The sequence below is a fragment of the Leifsonia sp. HAY1-4F genome (genome assembly GCF_056755275.1).
Genome location: NZ_JBNDHX010000006.1, coordinates 16191 through 37467, shown reverse-complemented (window position 1 = coordinate 37467; position 21277 = coordinate 16191). Strand labels below are relative to the sequence as shown.

At 70.5% G+C, this 21277-nt stretch carries 19 protein-coding genes; 18 read left to right on the top strand and 1 reads right to left on the bottom strand.

The window, feature by feature from the left end:
* From rpe to ACPYOG_RS02430, 18 genes are all read left to right on the top strand, one after another.
* Positions 1–690, top strand: coding sequence for a ribulose-phosphate 3-epimerase (rpe, locus tag ACPYOG_RS02515; protein ID WP_481292683.1), 690 nt, complete (start codon positions 1–3; stop codon positions 688–690).
* A gap of 42 nt (positions 691–732) precedes the next feature.
* Positions 733–996 (top strand): phosphoribosyl-ATP diphosphatase, encoded by a 264-nt coding sequence (locus tag ACPYOG_RS02510; RefSeq protein WP_090038016.1) that lies wholly within the window; start codon positions 733–735, stop codon positions 994–996.
* Between the two features lie 80 nt (positions 997–1076).
* A complete protein-coding gene (hisG, locus tag ACPYOG_RS02505; protein WP_090038020.1) occupies positions 1077–1916 on the top strand; it encodes an ATP phosphoribosyltransferase in 840 nt (279 codons plus the stop codon).
* Positions 1916–2680: an imidazole glycerol phosphate synthase subunit HisF gene (gene hisF / locus ACPYOG_RS02500; RefSeq protein WP_090038024.1), complete on the top strand. Its 765-nt coding sequence runs from the start codon at positions 1916–1918 to the stop codon at positions 2678–2680. Before hisG ends, hisF begins: the two co-directional genes overlap by 1 nt.
* Positions 2677–3054: a phosphoribosyl-AMP cyclohydrolase gene (gene hisI, locus ACPYOG_RS02495; protein ID WP_481292682.1), complete on the top strand. Its 378-nt coding sequence runs from the start codon at positions 2677–2679 to the stop codon at positions 3052–3054. The genes hisF and hisI overlap by 4 nt, the downstream gene beginning before the upstream one ends.
* Complete coding sequence (locus tag ACPYOG_RS02490; protein ID WP_481292681.1) at positions 3051–4601, top strand: anthranilate synthase component I; 1551 nt, start codon at positions 3051–3053, stop codon at positions 4599–4601. The genes hisI and ACPYOG_RS02490 overlap by 4 nt, the downstream gene beginning before the upstream one ends.
* On the top strand, positions 4598–5332 hold the full coding sequence (locus tag ACPYOG_RS02485; RefSeq protein WP_481292680.1) for a Trp biosynthesis-associated membrane protein: 735 nt from the start codon (positions 4598–4600) through the stop codon (positions 5330–5332). The genes ACPYOG_RS02490 and ACPYOG_RS02485 overlap by 4 nt, the downstream gene beginning before the upstream one ends.
* An 86-nt stretch (positions 5333–5418) precedes the next feature.
* On the top strand, positions 5419–5649 hold the full coding sequence (locus ACPYOG_RS02480; RefSeq protein WP_481292679.1) for a DUF6704 family protein: 231 nt from the start codon (positions 5419–5421) through the stop codon (positions 5647–5649).
* Between the two features lie 3 nt (positions 5650–5652).
* Entirely contained in the window at positions 5653–6423 is a 771-nt protein-coding gene (gene trpC / locus ACPYOG_RS02475) for an indole-3-glycerol phosphate synthase TrpC (protein ID WP_481292678.1), read from the top strand.
* Complete coding sequence (gene trpB / locus ACPYOG_RS02470; protein WP_481292677.1) at positions 6423–7634, top strand: tryptophan synthase subunit beta; 1212 nt, start codon at positions 6423–6425, stop codon at positions 7632–7634. The genes trpC and trpB overlap by 1 nt, the downstream gene beginning before the upstream one ends.
* The gene (gene trpA, locus ACPYOG_RS02465; RefSeq protein WP_481292676.1) at positions 7631–8431 is read left to right on the top strand and encodes a tryptophan synthase subunit alpha; all 801 of its coding nucleotides are present in this window, start codon (positions 7631–7633) and stop codon (positions 8429–8431) included. Before trpB ends, trpA begins: the two co-directional genes overlap by 4 nt.
* Before the next feature lie 94 nt (positions 8432–8525).
* On the top strand, positions 8526–9533 hold the full coding sequence (lgt, locus tag ACPYOG_RS02460) for a prolipoprotein diacylglyceryl transferase (RefSeq protein ID WP_192629314.1): 1008 nt from the start codon (positions 8526–8528) through the stop codon (positions 9531–9533).
* A gap of 190 nt (positions 9534–9723) precedes the next feature.
* On the top strand, positions 9724–14331 hold the full coding sequence (gene gltB, locus ACPYOG_RS02455) for a glutamate synthase large subunit (RefSeq protein ID WP_481292675.1): 4608 nt from the start codon (positions 9724–9726) through the stop codon (positions 14329–14331).
* Positions 14332–14373: 42 nt separating this feature from the next.
* Positions 14374–15831, top strand: a complete 1458-nt coding sequence (locus tag ACPYOG_RS02450) for a glutamate synthase subunit beta (protein ID WP_481292674.1) — start codon at positions 14374–14376, stop codon at positions 15829–15831.
* A 79-nt stretch (positions 15832–15910) separates the two neighbouring features.
* Positions 15911–17326, top strand: coding sequence for a pyruvate kinase (pyk, locus tag ACPYOG_RS02445; RefSeq protein ID WP_481292673.1), 1416 nt, complete (start codon positions 15911–15913; stop codon positions 17324–17326).
* A 145-nt stretch (positions 17327–17471) separates the two neighbouring features.
* Positions 17472–18530 carry a LolA family protein gene (locus tag ACPYOG_RS02440; protein WP_481292672.1) on the top strand — a complete coding sequence of 353 codons (1059 nt, stop codon included), beginning with the start codon at positions 17472–17474 and terminating at the stop codon, positions 18528–18530.
* A complete protein-coding gene (locus ACPYOG_RS02435) occupies positions 18527–19462 on the top strand; it encodes an ABC transporter ATP-binding protein (RefSeq protein ID WP_481292671.1) in 936 nt (311 codons plus the stop codon). Before ACPYOG_RS02440 ends, ACPYOG_RS02435 begins: the two co-directional genes overlap by 4 nt.
* Positions 19449–20348 (top strand): ABC transporter permease, encoded by a 900-nt coding sequence (locus ACPYOG_RS02430; RefSeq protein ID WP_481292670.1) that lies wholly within the window; start codon positions 19449–19451, stop codon positions 20346–20348. Before ACPYOG_RS02435 ends, ACPYOG_RS02430 begins: the two co-directional genes overlap by 14 nt.
* A 30-nt stretch (positions 20349–20378) precedes the next feature.
* Here the strand turns inward: ACPYOG_RS02430 and ACPYOG_RS02425 are convergent, their stop codons facing one another.
* On the bottom strand, positions 20379–21266 hold the full coding sequence (locus ACPYOG_RS02425; protein WP_481292669.1) for an EamA family transporter: 888 nt from the start codon (positions 21264–21266) through the stop codon (positions 20379–20381).
* Between the last annotated feature and the right edge of the window lie 11 nt (positions 21267–21277).

Below are 21277 nucleotides of genomic sequence, written 5' to 3'. Positions count from 1 at the left end.
ATGGCGAGAATCCCCGACGACCGGATCGACCCGCGCATCCGGATCAATCCGAGCATCCTGGCAGCCGACTTCGTCAACCTGCAGAGCGAACTGGAGCGCATCGCGACGGCGGACCTCGTCCACGTGGATGTGATGGACAACCACTTCGTGCCCAACCTGACCTTCGGGCCGCAGATGGTGGGCCGCATCCAGGACGTCAGCCCGGTTCCGCTGGATGTGCACCTCATGATCGACGATCCCGACCGCTGGGCGCTCGGGTACGCCGAACTGGGCGCGTACTCGGTCACCTTCCACGCCGAGGCCGCACACGACCCGGTGTCGCTCGCCCGTCGGCTGCGGGCGATCGGTTCCCGGGCGGGGATCGCCGTGAAGCCCGGCACCGGGATCGAGCCGTATCTCGACCTCCTGGAGGAGTTCGACCAGGTGCTGGTGATGACGGTGGAGCCCGGATTCGGCGGCCAGTCGTTCATGCCGGAGACCATGCCCAAGCTGCGCGCGCTGCGCGAGGCGGTGGAGGCGCGGGGACTCGACGTCTGGCTGCAGGTGGACGGGGGCGTCACCGAGGAGACCATCGTCACCGCGGCCACCGCCGGCGCCGACACCTTCGTCGCCGGCTCCAGCGTCTTCCGGGGCGAGCCCGCCGAGCGCATCGCCTCCCTCCGCGAGTCCGCTGCGGCGCACGTGCACTGACCCCGTCGGACGGGGGCGGAGCGGACCGCTACGCTAGAACGCGTGAAAACCTTCGACGACCTCTTCGCCGAGCTGGAGCAGAAGGCCGCGGCCCGACCGGAGGGTTCCGGCACGGTGCGCGAGCTCGACGCCGGCGTGCACGCGATCGGCAAGAAGATCGTGGAGGAGGCCGCCGAGGTCTGGATGGCCGCGGAGTACGAGTCCGACGAGGCCCTGGCCGAGGAGGCCTCCCAGCTCCTCTACCACCTCCAGGTGCTGCTGCTCGCGAAGGGCCTGACCCCGGCCGACGTGTACCGACATCTGTGATGGCCCAGCCCTGTCACCATGGCTAGCTCCATCCACTCGTCCGCTCACGTCAGACCAGCGCCCGCCACGAAAGGCACACCATGCTGAAGATCGCCGTCCCCAATAAGGGCTCCCTTTCCGAGACCGCGGCGCAGATGCTCCACGAGGCCGGCTACGTCGGCCGTCGCGACCCCAAGGAGCTCATCGTCACCGACCCGCGCAACGGCGTGGAGTTCTTCTACCTGCGTCCGCGCGACATCGCCACCTACGTCGGCTCCGGAGCGCTCGATGTGGGCATCACCGGACGCGACCTGCTCCTCGACTCCGCCTCGCCGGCCGCCGAGATCTCGGCGCTCGACTTCGCCGCATCCACATTCCGCTTCGCGGGGCCCGCCGGGGTGTTCACCGAGCTCGCCGACCTGGAGGGCAAGCGCGTCGCCACGAGCTACCCGGGGCTGGTCGGCGCGTTCCTGGGCGAGAACGGCGTCACCACGTCGCTCATCAAGCTCGATGGAGCGGTGGAGTCGGCCGTACGGCTGGGCGTCGCCGACGCCGTCGCCGACGTGGTCGAGACCGGCTCCACGCTGCGCAAGCAGGGCCTGGAGATCTTCGGCCCGGTCATCCTCGAGTCGGAGGCGGTGCTGATCGCGTCGCCGTCGCCGGCCGCCGGAGTGGACACGCTGGTGCGCCGCCTGCAGGGCGTCATGGTCGCGCGGCAGTACGTGCTGATCGACTACAACCTTCCGGTCGCCCTGCTCGAGAAGGCCGTCGCACTGACCCCGGGCGTCGAGTCGCCCACCGTGTCGCCGCTGGGCGAGCCCGACTGGGTCGCCGTGCGGGTCATGATCAAGCGCGAGCAGACCAACCACATCATGGACGACCTCTACGAGCTGGGCGCCCGCGCCATCCTGGTCACCTCCATCCACGCTGCGCGGATCTGATGAGCGTCGCCATCCGTGTGATCCCCTGCCTCGACGTGGCCGCGGGCCGCGTGGTGAAGGGCGTCAACTTCCAGAACCTGCGCGATCAGGGTGACCCGGTGGAGCTGGCGCGCCAGTACTTCGAGCAGGGCGCCGACGAGCTGACCTTCTTGGATGTGACCGCCACGGTCGATGACCGGGCCACCACCTACGATGTGGTCCGCGCCACGGCGGAGCAGGTGTTCATCCCGCTCACGGTCGGCGGCGGTGTTCGCAGCCCGGAGGATGTGGCGAAGCTGCTCGGCCACGGCGCCGACAAGGTCGGGGTCAACTCGGCCGCCATCGCCCGGCCCGAGCTTCTCGCCGAGATCGCCGAGCGGTTCGGCGCGCAGGTCCTCGTGCTCTCGCTGGATGTGAAGCGCTCGGCGGCCACCCCGTCCGGCTTCGTCGTGACAACGCACGGAGGCCGGACCGAGACCGACCTGGACGCGCTCGAGTGGGCGGCCCGCGCGATCGAGCTGGGCGCCGGCGAGCTGCTGGTCAACTCCATCGATGCCGACGGCACGAAGGAGGGCTTCGACCTGGAGCTCATCCGCGCGATGCGCGCCCTCAGCACGGTCCCCGTCATCGCCTCCGGCGGCGCCGGACGGCTCGAGCACTTCGTGCCCGCGGTCGAGGCGGGAGCCGACGCCGTGCTCGCCGCGAGCGTCTTCCACCAGGGCGAGCTGACGATCGAACAGGTCAAGGACGAACTGGCCGCGGCCGGGAGGGAGGTCCGCAGATGAGCGAGACGACCGAGGCGGTGCTCGAGCGCATCCGCTTCACCGACACCGGCCTGGTTCCGGCGATCATCCAGCAGTGGGACAGCCGCGAGGTGCTGATGATGGGGTGGATGGACGCCGAGGCGTTCCGGCGCACGATGAGCGAGGGCCGCGTCACGTTCTGGTCGCGCTCCCGCCAGGAGTACTGGCGCAAGGGCGACACCTCCGGTCACGTCCAGTACGTGAAGGGTGCGGCGCTCGACTGCGACGGCGACACCCTGCTCATCACGGTGGAGCAGATCGGAGCGGCCTGCCACACCGGCACCCACACGTGCTTCGACGGGGATGTGCTGGAGGCGGCCGTGGGATTCAGCTCGATCGGGACGGAGGACCGGTGATCGGCACCGCCGCGGCCACCACGAGCCGGGCCGAGTTCGACGCCCTGGCCGCCGACCACCGCGTGGTCCCGGTGATCCGGGAGCTCTTCGCCGACGGCGAGACGCCGGTCGGCATCTACCGCAAGCTCGCGGCCGGGCGACCGGGAACGTTCCTGCTGGAGTCCGCCGAGCAGGGCGGCATCTGGTCGCGCTTCTCGTTCGTCGGCGCGTCCTCGTTCGGCGTCCTCACCCAGCAGGGCGACGACGTGGTGTGGCTCGACTACGGCCTCGGAGCCGAGCGCGCGCTCGGCACGGGAGCCCCGCTGAAGCCGCTGGAGGCCCTCGCGGCCCTGCATGCGCGGTGGCAGACGGCCCGCATCCCGGGACTCCCGCCGTTGACCGGCGGACTCGTCGGCTTCATCGGGTGGGAGGCGATCCGTCAGATCGAGCGCTTGCCGGACGCCCCGCCGGCGGACGTGGAGGTGCCCGGCCAGGCGCTCGCGTTCGTCGCCGACCTCGTCGTGGTCGACCATCGCTCGAGCACGGTGAAGCTCGTGGCGAACGCGCTGGCCGACGGCACGGACGATGTGGATGCGCTCTGGGCCGACGCGCAGCAGCGGCTCGACCGCCTGCAGCGCGAGCTGGCCCGGCCGTCGGAGGCCTGGCTGGCCGAGATCGACCTCGGCACGCCTGCCGAGCCCGTCTCGCGGACCACGCGGGAGGACTTCCTCGCGTCGGTCGTGACCGCCAAGGAGCGGATCGTCGCCGGCGACATCTTCCAGGTCGTCATCTCGCAGCGCTTCGAACTGGAGTGCACCGCGCCGGCCCTCGACGTCTACCGGGTGCTCCGCGCGCTGAACCCCAGCCCCTACATGTACCTGCTGTCGCTGGAGCGGCCGGACGGCGAGCCCTACCAGATCGTCGGCTCCTCGCCGGAGGCACTCGTGAAGGTGCAGGAGCGTCGTGCGTTCACGCATCCCATCGCCGGATCGCGACCCCGCGGCGCGACGCCGGAGCAGGACCTCGACCTCGAGACGTCGCTGCTGGCCGACGACAAAGAGCGCGCGGAGCACCTCATGCTCGTCGACCTCGCCCGCAACGACCTGCTCAAGGTCTGCGAGGCCGGAACGGTCGAGGTGACGGAGTTCATGCGCGTGGAGCGGTTCAGCCACATCATGCACATCGTGTCCTCGGTGGAGGGCGACCTGAGGCCGGACGCGACAGCGATCGACGTGTTCCGGGCCACCTTCCCCGCCGGGACCCTGTCGGGTGCGCCGAAGCCGATGGCGCTGCGGATCATCGACGAGCTGGAGCCGGCCCAGCGCGGCGTCTACGGCGGCGTGATCGGGTATTTCGACTTCGCCGGGGATGCGGACATCGCCATCGCGATCCGCACCGCCACGATCATGGGCGGCATCGCCCGCGTGCAGGCCGGCGGGGGGCTCGTCGCCGACTCCGTGCCCGAGAGCGAGTTCCAGGAGTCGCAGAACAAGGCGGCCGCGCCGCTTCGGGCGGTGGCGGTCGCCAACGCCCTGCGACCGGTCGGTTCGGGAGAGCGGACGCCGTGAACGGACGGCGCGTCAAGTACTCCACCATGCTGCTCCTGCTCGTGGGGAGCGGACTCGCCCTGCTCTCGGCCACCCAGGCGTGGTTCGTCGTGGGGCTGACCGACACCGCTGACCACTCGACGACGATCAGCGTCGCCGGCTCGGTCGCGGCGCCGGCACTCACGGCGCTCGCGCTGGCCGGTGTGGCGCTGACGGCCGCGCTCGCGATCGCGGGTCCGGTGTTCCGCATCGTGCTCGCGCTGCTCGGCGTTCTGCTCGGCGTCTCCGTGCTGATCTCGGCCATCACCGCGCTCTCGGATGCGGTGCGCGCCTCGTCGTCGGCGATCACGACGGCGACCGGAGTGGCCGGCGACGCGTCCATCCACCGGCTGGTGCATGCGGTGGGGGTGCAGTTCTGGCCCTGGCTGGCGGTGGTCGCCGGGGTTCTAATCATCCTCGCGAGCGCGGCCGTCGTCGTGTTCTCGCGGGTGTGGCCCGGCCCCTCGCGGAAGTACCAGACGCGGTTCGCGGGGGAGGACGGCCGCTCGGCCGAGGACGTCTTCGCCGATGCGACGGCGCCCGGCGCCGCCGAGGAGCCGCACGACAACGACGCGCTCGCTGACGCCGACACTGCCGCAGCCGACGACGCCGGCCGTGTTTCGCCGGACGAGCCCGGGCCCGCCACCCTCGACCGCGACACAGCGATCGACAGCTGGGACGAACTGACCCGCGGCGACGACCCCACGCGCTGAGGCATCCCGGGAACCGAACCACTAGACTGGTCGCGTTCCATTTCCCGTGCGCGTCGACAGTCGCGCACCCGACGTGCAGGAGTTTCATGAGCACCGATTCAGTCGAGCCAGGCCACGGTCACTCGCCGGCGGCGTGGACGGCCGTGATCATCATGCTGATCGCGTTCACGATCGGCGCCGTGGCGTTCTACTTCTCCGCGGCGGTCATCGTCTGGGCGTCTGCGGCACTCGCCGTGATCGGGCTCATCGTCGGCTGGGTCATGAAGCGCGCCGGTTACGGCGTGGGCGGCGACAAGTACACCCCGAAGGGTCACTGATCCGTGCTCGCCGACCTCGTCGCCGGCGCGCTCGAGGACGCTGAGCGGCGACGCTCGGAGCGTCCGCTCGCCCAGGTCGAGGCCGAGGCGCTGGCCCGTCCGGCCGCCCTCGATGCCCTCGCCGCCCTCGCCCCGGCCGAACGCGTCAAGATCATCGCCGAGGTGAAGCGAGCGAGCCCGTCCCGCGGCTCGCTCGCCGCCATCCCGGATCCCGCTGGACTCGCGGTCTCGTATGAGACCGGCGGCGCGAGCGCGATCAGCGTGCTGACCGAGGAGCGCAAGTTCCGCGGTTCGCTCGCCGACCTCGAGGACGTCCGTGCGGCCGTGTCGATCCCGGTGCTGCGCAAGGAGTTCATCGCCGAGCCGTACCAGGTCTTCGAGGCGCGCGCCGCCGGCGCCGACCTCGTGCTCCTGATCGTCGCGGCGCTCGACCAGCAGCGGCTGGTGGAGTTGCACGAGCTCATCACTCAGCTCGGCATGACGGCCCTCGTCGAGGCCCACTCGGCCGACGAGCTCAGCCGCGCGCTCGACACGGGCGCCGGTCTCGTGGGCGTGAACGCCCGCGACCTCACCACGTTCGAGCTGGACCGGGACCTGTTCGGCCGCCTGGCCGACCGCATCCCGTCCGGCGTCATCCGCGTCGCGGAGTCCGCCGTGAAGTCGGCCGACGATGTGGCGCATTACCGGGCGGCGGGCGCCGATGCGGTGCTCGTCGGCGAGGCGCTCGTCACGAGCGACCCCGTCGCCACGCTCGAGAAGTTCCTGGGAGTCTGATGTCCCTCCGCACTGAGCAGGGTCCGTATTTCGGCGACTTCGGCGGGCGTTTCGTCCCCGAGTCGCTGGTCGCAGCGCTCGACGAGCTGACCACGGCTTGGGAGGAGGCGAAGGCCGATCCGGCGTTCCACGCCGAGCTGGACGAGCTGCACCGCAGCTACACCGGCCGCCCGTCGATCGTGACGGAAGTGCCCCGCTTCGCCGAGCACGCGGGAGGCGCGCGCATCATCCTGAAGCGCGAGGACCTCAACCACACCGGCTCGCACAAGATCAACAACGTGCTCGGCCAGGCCATCCTCACCAAGCGCATCGGCAAGACCCGGGTCATCGCAGAGACGGGCGCCGGGCAGCACGGCGTCGCCACCGCGACGGCCGCCGCCCTCTTCGGGCTCGAGTGCACCATCTACATGGGCGAGGTCGACACCGAACGCCAGGCGCTGAACGTCGCCCGGATGCGCCTGCTCGGGGCCGAGGTCGTCGCCGTCAAGACGGGCTCCCGCACCCTGAAGGACGCCATCAACGACGCGATGCGCGACTGGGTCACCAACGTCGAGCACACCAACTACATCTTCGGCACGGTCGCCGGCCCGCATCCCTTCCCGGCGATGGTCCGCGACCTGCAGAAGATCATCGGCGAGGAGGCGCGCGAACAGGTGCTCGCTCTGACCGGCCGCCTGCCCGACGCGGTCGTCGCCTGCGTCGGCGGCGGCTCGAACGCGATGGGCATCTTCCACGCGTTCCTCGACGACGAAGACGTCCGCCTGATCGGCTTCGAGGCCGGCGGCGAGGGCGCCGACACCCCGCGTCACGCGGCGACGATCACGAAGGGCCGCCCCGGCGTGCTGCACGGCGCCCGCTCCCTGCTGCTGCAGGACGAGGACGGCCAGACGATCGAGTCGCACTCGATCTCCGCGGGCCTCGACTACCCGGGCGTCGGTCCGGAGCACGCCTGGCTCGCGAAGATCGGCCGCGCCCAGTACCTCCCGATCTCCGACGCCGAGGCGATGGAGGCGCTGCGCCTCCTCAGCCGCACCGAGGGCATCATCCCCGCCATCGAGTCGTCCCACGCGCTCGCGGGCGCCCTGGTGCTCGGGCGGGAGCTCGGGCCTGAGGCCATCATCCTGGTGAACCTCAGCGGCCGCGGCGACAAGGACATGGAGACCGCAGGTCGCTACTTCGACCTCATCGACCAGAGCGCGGTGCAATCATGAGCCAGGCCGTCGTCAGCCGGGTCGCCGACACCATCGCCCGGCGCAACCAGGAAGCCGCGGGCGCGCTCGTCGGCTACCTGCCCGCAGGCTTCCCCGATCTGCGCACCAGCGTGGATGCGGCGGTCGCCCTCGCCCGGAACGGCGTGGACATCCTCGAGCTCGGCCTGCCGTACTCCGATCCCGTGATGGACGGCACCGTCATCCAGGCGGCGACGCAGCAGGCGCTGAGCGCCGGCTTCCGCCTGCGCGACGGCTTCACGGCCGTCCGCGAGATCACCGCGCAGGTCGACATCCCGGTCCTCGTGATGACGTACTGGAACCCGGTGCTGCAGTACGGCGTCGACCGCTTCGCGGACGACCTGGCCGAGGCCGGGGGAGCGGGGCTCATCACGCCCGACCTCATCCCGGACGAGGGCGCCGACTGGCTGGCGGCATCCGACCGGGTCGGACTCGACCGGGTCTTCCTGGCCGCGCCGAGCTCGTCCGACGCGCGCCTCCGGCAGGCCGTCGACGCGAGCCGCGGTTTCGTCTACGCGGTGTCGACCATGGGCATCACCGGCGCACGCACCGATGTGGATGCGGCAGCGCGCACGCTGGTCGGCCGCCTCCGCGAGGCGGGCGCCACGAGCACGTGCGTCGGCCTCGGCATCTCCTCGGCCGCCCAGGTGGCGGAGGTTCTGGAGTACGCGGATGGCGCGATCGTCGGTTCGGCGCTCGTCAAGGCGCTGGGCGACGGCGGTGTCGCGGAGGCCGGACGGGTGGCCGCGGAGCTCGCGGCCGGCACGAAGCGCTCCTGACCGCGCCCTAAACTAGTCAGACAGTGATGTGGCGCCACCGCATGTGCGCGCCCTCTCAACGTGATCGAAAGGTAGTCGACGGGTGGCCCTCACCATGAGCAGCTGGTTCGCCAGCATCCCCAGCCCCGGGCCGGAGTGGCAGCAGATCCCGATCGATCTCTTCGGGCTGCACTGGCGCATCCAGACCTACGCGATCATGATCCTGATCGGCATCGTCGTCGCCGCCATGTGGACCTCGCGCCGCCTGACCAAGCGCGGCGCCGAGCCGGGTGTCCTGCTCGACATCCTCATCCCGGTCGTCGTCCTCGGCATCATCGGAGCCCGCGCGTACCACGTGGTCACGCACCCGGGCGACTACTTCGCTGCCGGCCACAACACCTGGAACCCGTTCCAGCCCGGAAGCGTGTGGGCCATCTGGGAGGGCGGGAACGCCATCTTCGGCTCGCTGCTCGGCGGCGCCGTCGGCGCCTGGCTCGGCTGCCGCTGGACGGGCATCCGGTTCTGGACCTTCGCCGACGCTCTCGCGCCGGCTTTGCTGATGGCCCAGGCGGTCGGCCGTCTCGGCAACTGGTTCAACCAGGAGCTCTTCGGGCTGCCCACGAACCTCCCGTGGGGCCTGCAGATCGACTCCGGCAACAAGGCGATCCCGGTCGGCCTGCCCGACGGCACGCTGTTCCAGCCGCTGTTTCTCTACGAGATCATCTGGAACGTCATCGGCGTGGTCCTGCTGGTCTGGATCGGGCGCCGCTTCCACCTCCAGTGGGGCAGGCTGTTCGCGCTGTACCTCGTCTGGTACGGCCTCGGCCGCTCCTACCTGGAGTCCATCCGGATCGACCCGAGCGAGCTCTCGTTCCTCGGCATCCCGAGCAATGTGTGGGCCGCGTTCGCCGCCGTCGCTCTCGGTGTGATCATCTTCATCGTGCAGTCCCGCCGGCACCCCGGAATGGAGCCGAGCCCCTACCAGCCGGGTCGTGAATGGGTTCGCCCGGATGCTGAGGTAGACTCGGACGACACGGACCTGGAGGACGAGGACACCACCGATGACGACGGTGTGCCTGCCGGGTCCGCTTCGGCCAAGGCCACAAGCCCCACGAACGGATGACAACCGACGGCCCGAAGCCGGCAAGCGACGGTCACCCCACCGTCGAGGCGATCCCACGAACCTGACCGCACACGACACCTGACCGCACCCGGTCGAGTGGATGCGGCGGAACCCCCTCCCTAGCATCGGGCCGAAGGCGTCCCCGCACCCAACATCCCCACATCCACGACACTGTGAGGACGGTCGACAGATGGCGCTCACGCCTCCCCATTCCCGCTTCGGGACCGTGCCAGGCCCCCAGGGCCTGTACGACCCTGCCCACGAGAAGGACGCCTGTGGCCTCGCCATGGTCGCCACGCTCCGCGGCACGGCCGGGCACGACATCATCGATGCCGCCCTCGAGGCGCTGCGTCACCTGGAGCACCGCGGCGCGATCGGCTCGGACGCCGGCACCGGCGACGGCGCCGGCATCATCACGCAGATTCCGGACGCCTTCCTCCGTGCCGTCGCCGGCTTCGACCTGCCCGCCGCCGGCCGCTACGCCGTCGGTAACGCCTTCCTGCCGACCTCCGACGCCGAGCGCGCCGAGGTCAAGGCGGCGGTCGAGTCCATCGCGGCCGAGCTCGGCCTGACGATCCTGGGGTGGCGTTCCGTCCCCGTGCGCCCCGACGAACTGGGATCCCTGGCGCGTCAGGCGATGCCCGTCATCGAGCAGCTGTACGTCGCCGCCGGGCATTCCGACGCTTCGGACCCGGACGCAGACGGCGAGCCGCTCTCCGGCATCGCCCTCGACCGCCGGACCTTCTTCCTGCGCAAGCGGGCCGAGCGCGAGCTCGACCTGTACTTCTCGTCGCTCTCGAGCCGCACGCTGGTCTACAAGGGCATGGTGACGACGCTCCAGCTGGAGCCGTTCTATCCGGACCTCTCGGACGAGCGGTTCGCCTCCAAGCTGGCGCTGGTCCACTCGCGCTACTCCACGAACACCTTCCCGTCCTGGCCTCTCGCGCAGCCGTTCCGCATGATCGCGCACAACGGCGAGATCAACACGGTCCAGGGCAACCGCAACTGGATGCGCGCCCGCCAGTCGCAGCTCGAGAACGAGCTGCTGGGCGACCTGAAGCCCGTGCTGCCCATCGTCACGCCCGGCGCCTCCGACTCCGCCTCGTTCGACGAGGTCGTGGAGCTGCTCTCGCTGAGCGGGCGCTCGCTCCCGCACGCCGTCATGATGATGGTCCCGGAGGCGTGGGAGAACCAGACGGAGATCGACCCGGTCCGCCGCGCCTTCTACGAGTACCACTCGATGCTCATGGAGCCGTGGGACGGCCCTGCCGCCATCGTCTTCACCGACGGATCCGTGGTCGGCGCGACGCTCGACCGGAACGGGCTGCGTCCGGGCCGGTACGTCGTCACGAACGACGGACTCGTCGTGCTCGCGTCCGAGATCGGCGTCCTCGACATCGACCCGAGCCGCGTCGTGCGCAAGGGCCGGCTGCGTCCCGGCCGGATGTTCCTGGTGGACACTGTCGCCGGCCGCCTCATCGAGGACGAGGAGATCAAGTCCGAGCTCGCCGCCGGCGCCCCCTACGGCGAGTGGCTGGACGAGGGCCGGATCAACCTGAAGGACCTCCCGGAGCGCGAGCACATCGTCCACACGCCGGCGTCGATCACCCGTCGCCAGCGGACGTTCGGCTACACCGAGGAGGAGGTCCGCATCCTCCTCAAGCCGATGGCGACCACCGGTGCGGAGCCGCTCGGCGCCATGGGTTCGGACACGCCGGTCGCGGTGCTCTCGGAGCGTCCGCGCCTGCTCTTCGACTACTTCACGCAGCAGTTCGCGCAGGTCACCAACCCGCCGCTGGACTCCATCCGCGAGGAGGTCGTCACGTCCCTGAAGCTGGGCCTCGGACCGGAGCGCAACCTCCTCGACGCCGGCCCAGAGCACGCCAAGCAGGTCGTGCTCGACTTCCCGGTGATCGACAACGACGAGCTGGCGAAGATCCAGCACATCGACCCGCGGCCGGGCAGCACGCTGACCACGACCGTCCGCGGTCTCTACCGCTCCGACGCCGGCCCTGACGCGCTCGAGCGCCGCCTGGCCGAGATGTGCGACGAGGTGGATGAGGCGATCACCGCGGGCGCGCAGTTCATCGTGCTGAGCGACCGCGACTCCACCAAGGACCTGGCGCCCATCCCGTCGCTGCTCATGCTGGCCGCGGTGCACCACCACCTCATCCGCTCCGAGACCCGCATGAAGGTCGGTCTCATCGTGGAGGCGGGCGATGTCCGCGAGGTGCACCACGTGGCCCTGCTCATCGGGTACGGCGCCTCCGCGATCAACCCGTACCTGGCGATGGAGACCTGCGAGGAGCTCGTCCGCAGCGGGATGATCACCGGCGTCAGCCCCGAGAAGGCCGTCAAGAACGTCATCAAGGCGCTCGGCAAGGGCGTGCTGAAGATCATGTCCAAGATGGGCATCTCGACGGTTTCGTCATACGCCGGCGCCCAGGCGTTCGAAGCGGTGGGCCTCGCCCAGGAGCTCGTCGACCAGTACTTCACCGGCACCACGAGCAAGCTCGGCGGCGTCGGCATCGAGGTCATCGCGGCCGAGAACCTGGCGCGCCACGAGAGCGCCTACCCGGCGGAGGGGGCGGCACTCGCGCACGAGCGCCTGGCCACCGGCGGCGAGTACCAGTGGCGTCGCGACGGCTCGCCGCACCTCTTCAACCCGGAGACGGTGTTCCGCCTCCAGCACTCCACGCGCACGCGCCGCTTCGACGTCTTCCGCGAGTACACGCGGCTGGTCGACGACCAGGCCGAGTCGCTGATGACCCTGCGCGGCATGTTCTCCCTCAAGACGGGGGAGCGGCCGCCGGTGCCGCTGGAGGAGGTCGAGTCGGTCTCGTCCATCGTGAAGCGGTTCTCCACCGGTGCGATGAGCTACGGCTCCATCTCCCGCGAGGCTCACGAGACGCTGGCGATCGCCATGAACCGGCTCGGCGCCAAGTCGAACACCGGCGAGGGCGGCGAAGACCTTGACCGGCTGCTCGACCCCGAGCGCCGCAGCGCGATCAAGCAGGTCGCCTCGGGCCGCTTCGGTGTGACGTCGATGTACCTGACGCACGCCGACGACATCCAGATCAAGCTCGCCCAGGGCGCGAAGCCCGGCGAGGGCGGCCAGCTGCCGCCGACGAAGGTGTACCCGTGGGTCGCGCGCACCCGGCACGCGACGGCAGGAGTCGGACTCATCTCGCCGCCTCCGCACCACGACATCTACTCGATCGAAGACCTCAAGCAGCTGATCTTCGACCTGAAGCGCGCGAACCCGGGCGCCCGCATCCACGTGAAGCTGGTCTCGGAGTCGGGGATCGGCGCGGTCGCGGCGGGCACCGCCAAGGCGCTGGCCGACGTCATCCTGGTGTCCGGCCACGACGGCGGCACGGGCGCATCGCCGGTCAACTCGCTCAAGCACGCGGGGACGCCGTGGGAGCTGGGCCTCGCCGAGACGCAGCAGACCCTGATGCTGAACGGGATGCGCGAGCGCGTCGTCGTCCAGGTCGACGGGCAGCTGAAGACCGGTCGTGACGTCATCGTCGGCGCGCTGCTCGGAGCCGAGGAGTTCGGCTTCGCCACGGCGCCGCTGGTGGTCTCGGGCTGCGTCATGATGCGCGTCTGCCACCTCGACACGTGCCCCGTCGGCGTCGCGACGCAGAACCCGGAGCTCCGCGCACGGTTCTCGGGCAAGCCGGAGTTCGTGGTCAACTTCTTCGAGTTCATCGCGGAGGAGGTGCGCGAGTACCTCGCAGCGCTGGGCTTCCGGAGCATCGAAGAGGCGATCGGGCACACCGAACTGCTGGATGTGGACCGCGCCGTCGACCACTGGAAGGCGTCGGGCCTCGACCTGTCGCCCATCCTGCACGGTCCGGTGTTCGGCCCGGAGGCGCCGCGGCGCAACGGCCGTGCGCAGGACCACGAGCTCGAGAAGCACTTCGACGTGCAGCTGATCGACGCCGCACGGGCCGTTCTGGATCAGGACGGTCTCGAGCGCGGACGCCGCATCGAGCTGAGCCTGCCGATCCGCAACACCGAGCGGGCCGTCGGCACCATGCTCGGCCACGAGGTGACCGTCCGGCACGGCGAGAACGGCCTTCCGGCCGGATCCATCGACATCACCCTGACCGGCTCGGCCGGCCAGTCCCTCGGTGCGTTCCTCCCGGCCGGCATCACGCTGCGGCTGGAGGGCGACTCCAACGACTACGTCGGCAAGGGACTCTCCGGAGGCCAGATCGTCGTCCGTCCGCCGCGCGGGAGCGTCTTCCCAGCCGAGCGCAACGTGATCGCGGGCAACGTGATCGGCTACGGCGCCACGCAGGGCAGCATGTTCATCCGCGGCATCGTGGGCGAGCGGTTCCTGGTGCGCAACTCGGGCGCGACCGCGGTCGTCGAAGGCGTGGGCGACCACGCTCTGGAGTACATGACGGGTGGGCTCGCTGTGATCCTCGGCGGGACCGGCCGCAACCTCGGCGCCGGCATGTCGGGCGGCACGGCCTACGTCTACGGACTGAAGCGCGAGCGGGTTAACCGGGATGCGCTGGCCAGCGGCGAGCTGGAGCTGCTCCCGCTCGGGAGCGCCGACGTCGAGATCGTGCGCGACCTGCTCGAGCAGCACGTCGCCGAGACGGATTCGGCCCTGGCGACGCGCATGCTGGAGGACTTCGAGGCGACCGTCGCGAAGTTCGTGAAGGTGTTGCCCCGCGACTACGCGGCTGTGCTGCAGATGCGCCAGGAGGCTGTCGACGAGGGTCTCGACCCCGACGGCGACATCGTGTGGAACCGGATTCTGGAGGTGACCGGCGGATGACGCTGTCAGATCCCCAGGGATTCGAAGATGTGGAGGTGAACGGTGGCTGATCCCAAAGGCTTTCTGAAGGTGACCGAGCGGGAGCTGCCCAAGCGCCGCCCCGTCTCGGTCCGGTTGATGGACTGGAAAGAGGTCTACGAAGGCCAGGACCCGGCGCAGCTGCGCCGGCAGGCGGGCCGCTGCATGGACTGCGGCGTCCCGTTCTGCCACTCGGGCTGCCCGCTCGGCAACCTCATCCCGGAGTGGAACGACCTGATGTGGCGCGGGGAGGGCCGTCAGGCCATCGACCGCCTGCACGCGACGAACAACTTCCCGGAGTTCACCGGCCGCCTGTGCCCGGCTCCGTGCGAGTCGTCGTGCGTGCTCGGCATCAACCAGCCGGCCGTCACGATCAAGCAGGTCGAGGTGTCGATCATCGACCAGGCCTGGCAGAACGGCTGGGTGCAGCCGCATCCGCCGGAGCGCCTCACCGGTAAGACCGTCGCCGTCGTCGGCTCGGGCCCGGCGGGTCTCGCCGCCGCGCAGCAGCTGACCCGCGCCGGCCACACCGTCGCCGTGTACGAGCGGGACGACCGGATCGGCGGCCTGCTGCGCTACGGCATCCCGGACTTCAAGATGGAGAAGAAGCACCTCGAGGCGCGTCTCAACCAGATGATGGCCGAGGGCACCCGCTTCCGCGCGGGCGTCGACATCGGCGTGGACATCACGTGGGACGACCTGCGCGCCCGGTACGACGCGGTCGTCGTCGCGACCGGTGCGATGGTGCCGCGCGACCTGCCCATCCCGGGCCGGGAGCTCTCCGGTGTGCACTTCGCCATGGAGTACCTGGTCCAGCAGAACAAGGCGGGCGCGGGCGACCAGGTCGCCGACCAGATCACGGCGGACGGCAAGCACGTCATCGTGCTCGGCGGCGGCGACACCGGCGCGGACTGCATCGGGACGGCGCACCGCCAGGGCGCCGCGAGCGTCACGAACCTCGCCATCGGCACGCAGCCGCCGGCCGAGCGCCCCGAGCACCAGCCGTGGCCGACGACTCCGACGCTGTTCGAGGTCCAGTCGGCCCACGAGGAGGGCGGCAAGCGGGAGTACCTCGCCTCGACCGTCGAGTTCCTCGCCAACGAGTTCGGCGAGGTCCGCGCCCTGCGCGTTGCCGAGACCGAGTACCTCGACGGACGCCGCGTGCCGAAGGCCGGGACCGAGCGCGAGATCCCCGCGGATCTGGTGCTCCTGGCCCTCGGATTCACCGGTCCCGAGCAGCAGGACCTGTCCGCGCAGCTCGCGCTCCCGTTCGACCAGCGCGGCAACGTCGCGCGGGACGGCGAGTACCAGACCTCGCAGGAGGGCGTCTTCGTCGCCGGCGACGCGGGCCGCGGCCAGTCCCTCATCGTGTGGGCCATCGCAGAGGGCCGGGCGGCGGCTGCCGCCGTCGACCGGTATCTTGAGGGGGAGACGCAGTTGCCGTCTCCGATCCGTCCCACCGATCGCGGCATCCTTGTCTGAACTCATGGCTCCCGCACGACCGGGCGCCACAATCGAACCACGCGCCATCGGCGCAGAAACAACGGAGCGAACAAAAAGCATGAGAAGGGCCAAAATCGTCGCGACCCTCGGGCCGGCGACCTCCAGCTATGAGAACATCCGCGCGATCATCGACGCGGGTGTGGACGTGGCGCGCATGAACCTGAGCCACGGCAGCTACGAGGTGCACGAGGGGGTCTACGCGAACATTCGCAAGGCAGCCGACGACGCCGGCAAGCCGGTCGCCATCCTGGTCGACCTGCAGGGTCCGAAGATCCGTCTCGGCAAGTTCGAGGCCGGCCCCTACGAGCTCGCCGAGGGCGACGTCTTCAAGATCACCACCGAGGACATCATCGGCACCAAGGAGATCTCCTCCACGACGTTCAAGGGCCTCCCGAACGACGTCCACGTCGGCGACTTCCTCCTGATCGACGACGGCAAGGTCCGTGTCCGCGTGACCGACGTGGAAGGCCCGGTCGTCACGACCGAGGTCATCGTCGCGGGTCCCGTCTCCAACAACAAGGGCATCAACCTTCCCGGCGTCGCCGTGAACGTCCCCGCCCTGTCGGACAAGGACGAGGCCGACCTCCGCTGGGGCCTCAGGCTCGGCGCCGACATCATCGCTCTTTCGTTCGTGCGCAACGCCCAGGACATCGAGCGCGTGCACGAGATCATGGCTGAGGAGGGTCGCAAGATCCCGGTCGTCGCCAAGATCGAGAAGCCGCAGGCCGTGGATGCCCTCGAGGAGATCATCGAGGCGTTCGACGCCATCATGGTCGCCCGTGGCGACCTCGGTGTGGAGCTGCCGCTGGAGGCGGTCCCGATCGTGCAGAAGCGCGCCGTCGAGCTCGCCCGCCGCGCCGCGAAGCCCGTCATCGTGGCGACGCAGATGCTCGAGTCGATGATCTCCAGCCCCGTCCCCACGCGCGCAGAGACCTCCGACGTCGCCAACGCCGTCCTCGACGGCGCGGACGCGGTCATGCTCTCGGGCGAGACCAGCGTCGGCGAGTACCCGACGGTCACCGTCCAGACCATGGCGCGGATCGTCACCTCGACCGAGGAGCACGGCCTGGAGCGCATCCTTCCGCTCGGCACGCGGCCGCGCACCCAGTCGGGTGCGATCACGCTGGCCGCCGCCGAGGTCGCCGAGTTCGTCGAGGCGAAGTTCCTCTGCGTCTTCACCGAGTCGGGCGAGTCGGCCCGCCGCGTCGCGCGGCTGCGCAACAAGATCCCGATCCTGGCCTTCACGCCCGAGGAGTCGGTCCGTCGCCGGATGGCCCTGTTCTGGGGCGTCGAGTCCTTCCTCGTCGGTCGCGTCACCCACACCGACCAGATGGTCGAGCAGGTGGACGATGCCCTCAAGACGACGGGCCGCGCGGTGGACGGGGACAAGGTCATCATCATCTCCGGGTCCCCTCCCGGAATCCCCGGAACCACCAACGACATCCGTGTGCACCGGGTCGGCGACGTCCTCTAGCACCGGTCACGAAGGGCCCCGCGTCGAGCGGGGCCCTTCGTGCGTCCCCCTCCGGTATGACGCCGCGTCAGACCGGGGGATGAACTAGCGTTTTCCCATGCAATCCGGAGGGTCGGCCGGGGTGCGTCGCGCGTATCCTCGGGCTATGGAACACCGTTGGATGCGCTGGGCGCCCGCTGTCGTCGTCCCCCTCGTGATCGCCACGGGCGCGATCATCGCACCGCTCGCCGCGGGCGCGGCCGACCTGCCTGTGAAGTCCCCGGCGGATGTGCTCCGGCTGGTCGCATCGAGCCACACCCGTTCGTTCTCCGGCACCGTCGAGCAGACCTCCGATCTGGGGCTGCCGAGCCTGCCGTCCGTCTCGCCGAGGTCCCAGGACTCGAGCGCGGTCGACGCCCTCGAGCTGGCGCTGGCCGACCACACCGCGAACGTGTGGGTGGACGGTCCGACGCACGTCCGCGTCCAGGTGCTCGACCAGCTGGCCGAGCGGGACGCGATCCGCAACGGCTCCGATCTGTGGTTGTACCAGTCGACGGGCGAGAAGGTGACGCACGCGACACTTCCCGCGCACGCGAAGAAGACGGCGGCCCCCGACGAGACGTCCCTCACGCCGTCGAAGCTGGCGCAGCGCTTCCTGGATGCGGTGGACCCGTCGACGAGGGTCTCCCTCGGCGCGGACACCACCGTCGCGGGTCGTGACTCCTACGACCTGATCCTGACCCCGAAGGCCGACGGCACGCTGGTCGGCTCGGTCTCCATCGCGGTCGACGGCACGACGGGCATCCCGTTGCAGGTCGCCGTCACGGCACGCGGAGCGAGCTCGCCGTCGTTCCAGGCGGGGTTCACCGCCTTCAGCGATCAGAAGCCGGACGCCTCCCGCTTCGCGTTCACGCCGCCGAAGGGCGCCACGGTGACGGAGCAGAAGCTCCCCACAGGAGTTCACTCCGGGAAGGCGTCGGGCCCGCACGTGAAGCCGACCGTCACCGGCACGGGATGGGCGACCATCGTCTCCCTGCCGGCCGGCTCCGCTCCGGTGGCCCTCACCGGCGACCCGCTCTTCGAGCAGCTGACCCAGCCGGTCGACGGCGGTCGCGCCCTGAGCTCCTCGCTCGTGTCGGTGCTGATCACGTCGGATGGCCGCGTCCTCGCCGGCGCCGTCCCGGTCTCGGCCTTGCAGGCGGCGTCGCAGGCGACCGGCCGGTGAGCGACGCGGCGATCGCGACCAGCGGCCTCACGAAGCGCTTCCGGTCGCGGGCGGTGGTCGACGCCCTCGACCTGCACGTGCCGCGCGGGTCCGTGTTCGGCTTCCTCGGGCCCAACGGCTCGGGCAAGACGACGACGATCCGGATGCTGCTCGGCCTCATCTCCCCGTCGGCCGGCTCCATCCAGGTGCTGGGGGAGGCGATGCCCGACCGCGGCGCGCGCGTCCTTCCGCGGGTCGGCGCGCTCGTCGAGGGCCCAGCTTTCGCCCCGTATCTGTCCGGGACCGCCAACCTCGTCCGGCGGGACACCGCAGACCGCTACGCGCCCGGAACGACCCGGCGGGCCCGGGTCGAGGCGGCACTGGAACGCGTCGGCCTGTCGCACGCCGCCGGCAAGCACGTGCGCGCCTACTCGCTCGGGATGAAGCAGCGGCTCGGCATCGCCGGCGCGCTCCTCACGGACCGCGACCTGCTCGTGCTGGACGAGCCGACCAACGGCCTCGATCCGCAGGGGACGCGCGAGGTGCGCACCCTCGTCCGCTCCCTGGCGGACGAGGGCCGGACCGTGTTCGTGTCGAGCCACCTGCTGGCCGAGATCGAACAAGTCTGCACGCACGCCGCGATCATGCGGACGGGACGGCTCGTGGCCCAAGGATCGCTGGACGAGCTGCGACGGGGCTCCGGCCCCCGTGTGGCCGTCGAGACGCCGGATGCGCACCTTGCCCTCACAGTCCTCGGCCGGTTCGGCCTCGACGCGGTCCCGACCGGGCCCGGGGTGGAGGCGGCTCTCGGCGAAGCCGCTCCGCCCGCGGAGGAGCTGTCCGCCGCCCTCGTTCGCGAGGGGGTGCGCCTGCGCGGTTTCGCCGTGCGAGCCTCCAGCCTCGAAGAGCGTTTCGTGGAGCTCACCGGGGAGGGATTCGATGTCGAGCAGTGAACTCACCGTCGCCTCCGAGACCGCAGCGCCCGGCGCTGAGGCGTCGCCGTCTCCCCGCGCCCGGCGCGAACGGCCCTCGGCCGGCTGGGCGCTCCTCGGGTCGGAGATCTCGGTCATGTTCCGTCGCTGGCGCACCTGGGCGATGCTCGCAGCACTGGCCGCCGTCCCCATCCTGATCGCCGTCGCCGTGCGGATCACCGGCGGGAGCTCGCGCGGGCCCGCCTTCTTGAGCGACATCACCTCCAACGGCCTGTTCGTGGCGTTCACCGCGCTCGTCGTGTGCGTCCCGCTCTTCCTGCCCTTGACCATCGGGGTGGTGGCGGGCGACACGATCGCGGGCGAAGCGAGCCACGGCACGCTGCGGTACCTCGTGATCGCTCCCGCCGGCCGGCTGCGGCTGCTCGCGGTGAAGTACGCGGGGTGCGCGGTGTTCTGCGTGGCGGCGGCGCTGGTCGTCGCCATCGCGGGCGCTCTGATCGGGATGCTGCTCTTCCCGATCGGACCGGTGACGCTGCTCTCCGGCGTCCAGGTCGAGCTGGGGGAGGCGTACCTGCGCCTCGCGCTCATCGCGCTCTACATCGTCGTGTCGCTGGTCGGGCTGTGCGCGATCGGGATGTTCCTCTCGACCCTCACCGACGTCCCGGTCGGCGCCATGGCCGCGACCGCCGTGCTCGCCGTGTTCGCGCAGGTCCTCGACCAGCTCCCGCAGCTGAAGGCGCTGCATCCCTGGCTGTTCAGTCACTACTGGCTCGGGTTCGGCGACTTCCTGCGCGACCCGATCTCGTGGGATTCGTTCGGCCAGAACGCCCTGCTGCAGCTCGGTTACGTGGCGGTCTTCGGCGCGCTGGCGATCGGGCGGTTCACGACGAAGGACATCCTGTCCTGACCTGCAGGGCCGCGCTTCCCGGTGCGGGGTTCACGCCACGCCTTCGGCGGTCTGCTCCAGGTCCGAGCGCGGATGGTCGCGCTGGGTCGCGATGGTGATCCCGGCGGCCAGGCACACCACGACGATGCCGGCGAGCTGCAGCAGCGAGAACCGCTCGCCCAGCACAAGCACGCCGAAGACGGTGGCGACGACCGGTCCGAAGCTCGTGATGACGGCGTACAGTCGCGGGGTGATCCGGCGCAGGATGAACGTGTCCAGGCTGTAGGGCACCGCCGACGACAGCACGCCGAGAGCCAGCAGCAGGAGCAGCACCCGCGCATCCACCCGGCTGTAGTCGACCACCACCAGAGCGAGGGGAACGGTCAGCACCGTGGACACGATGCTCGCGACGCTGAGGCCCTCGAGCCCCGGCAACCGGGTCGCGACCTGACGCGTGAGCAGGATGTACGCGGCCCAGGCCGCCGCAGCGGTCAGGGCGAGCAGCACGCCGAGCGGATCGATCGACCCTTCGGTCGCGGTGAGGAGCAGCACGCCGCCGGCGGCGGCCACCGCGCATGCCGCGTCCACGAGGCGCCGGGAGCCGGCGAGGGCCAGAGCGAACGGCCCGAGGAACTCGATCGTGGCGGCGATGCCCAGGCCGAGGAGGCCGACCGCTTCGTAGAAGCTGAGGTTCATCACCGTGAGGACCACGCCGAGCGCCAGCGCCGGCCAGAGCCGCCGCCAGGTCAGCTCGGAGCGGCGTGGCCGGTAGAACGGCAGCACGGCAGCAGCGGTCACGAGCTGCCGCGCGGCCACGACGACGATGGAGCCGACGACCGGGATGAGCAGGCCGGCGAGCGACGACCCGTAGTTGATGCTGATCTCCGTCGCCACCTGGGTGCCGGCGCCGACGAGGCGGTCGCGACGGGTGGAGCTCATCCATCGAGCCT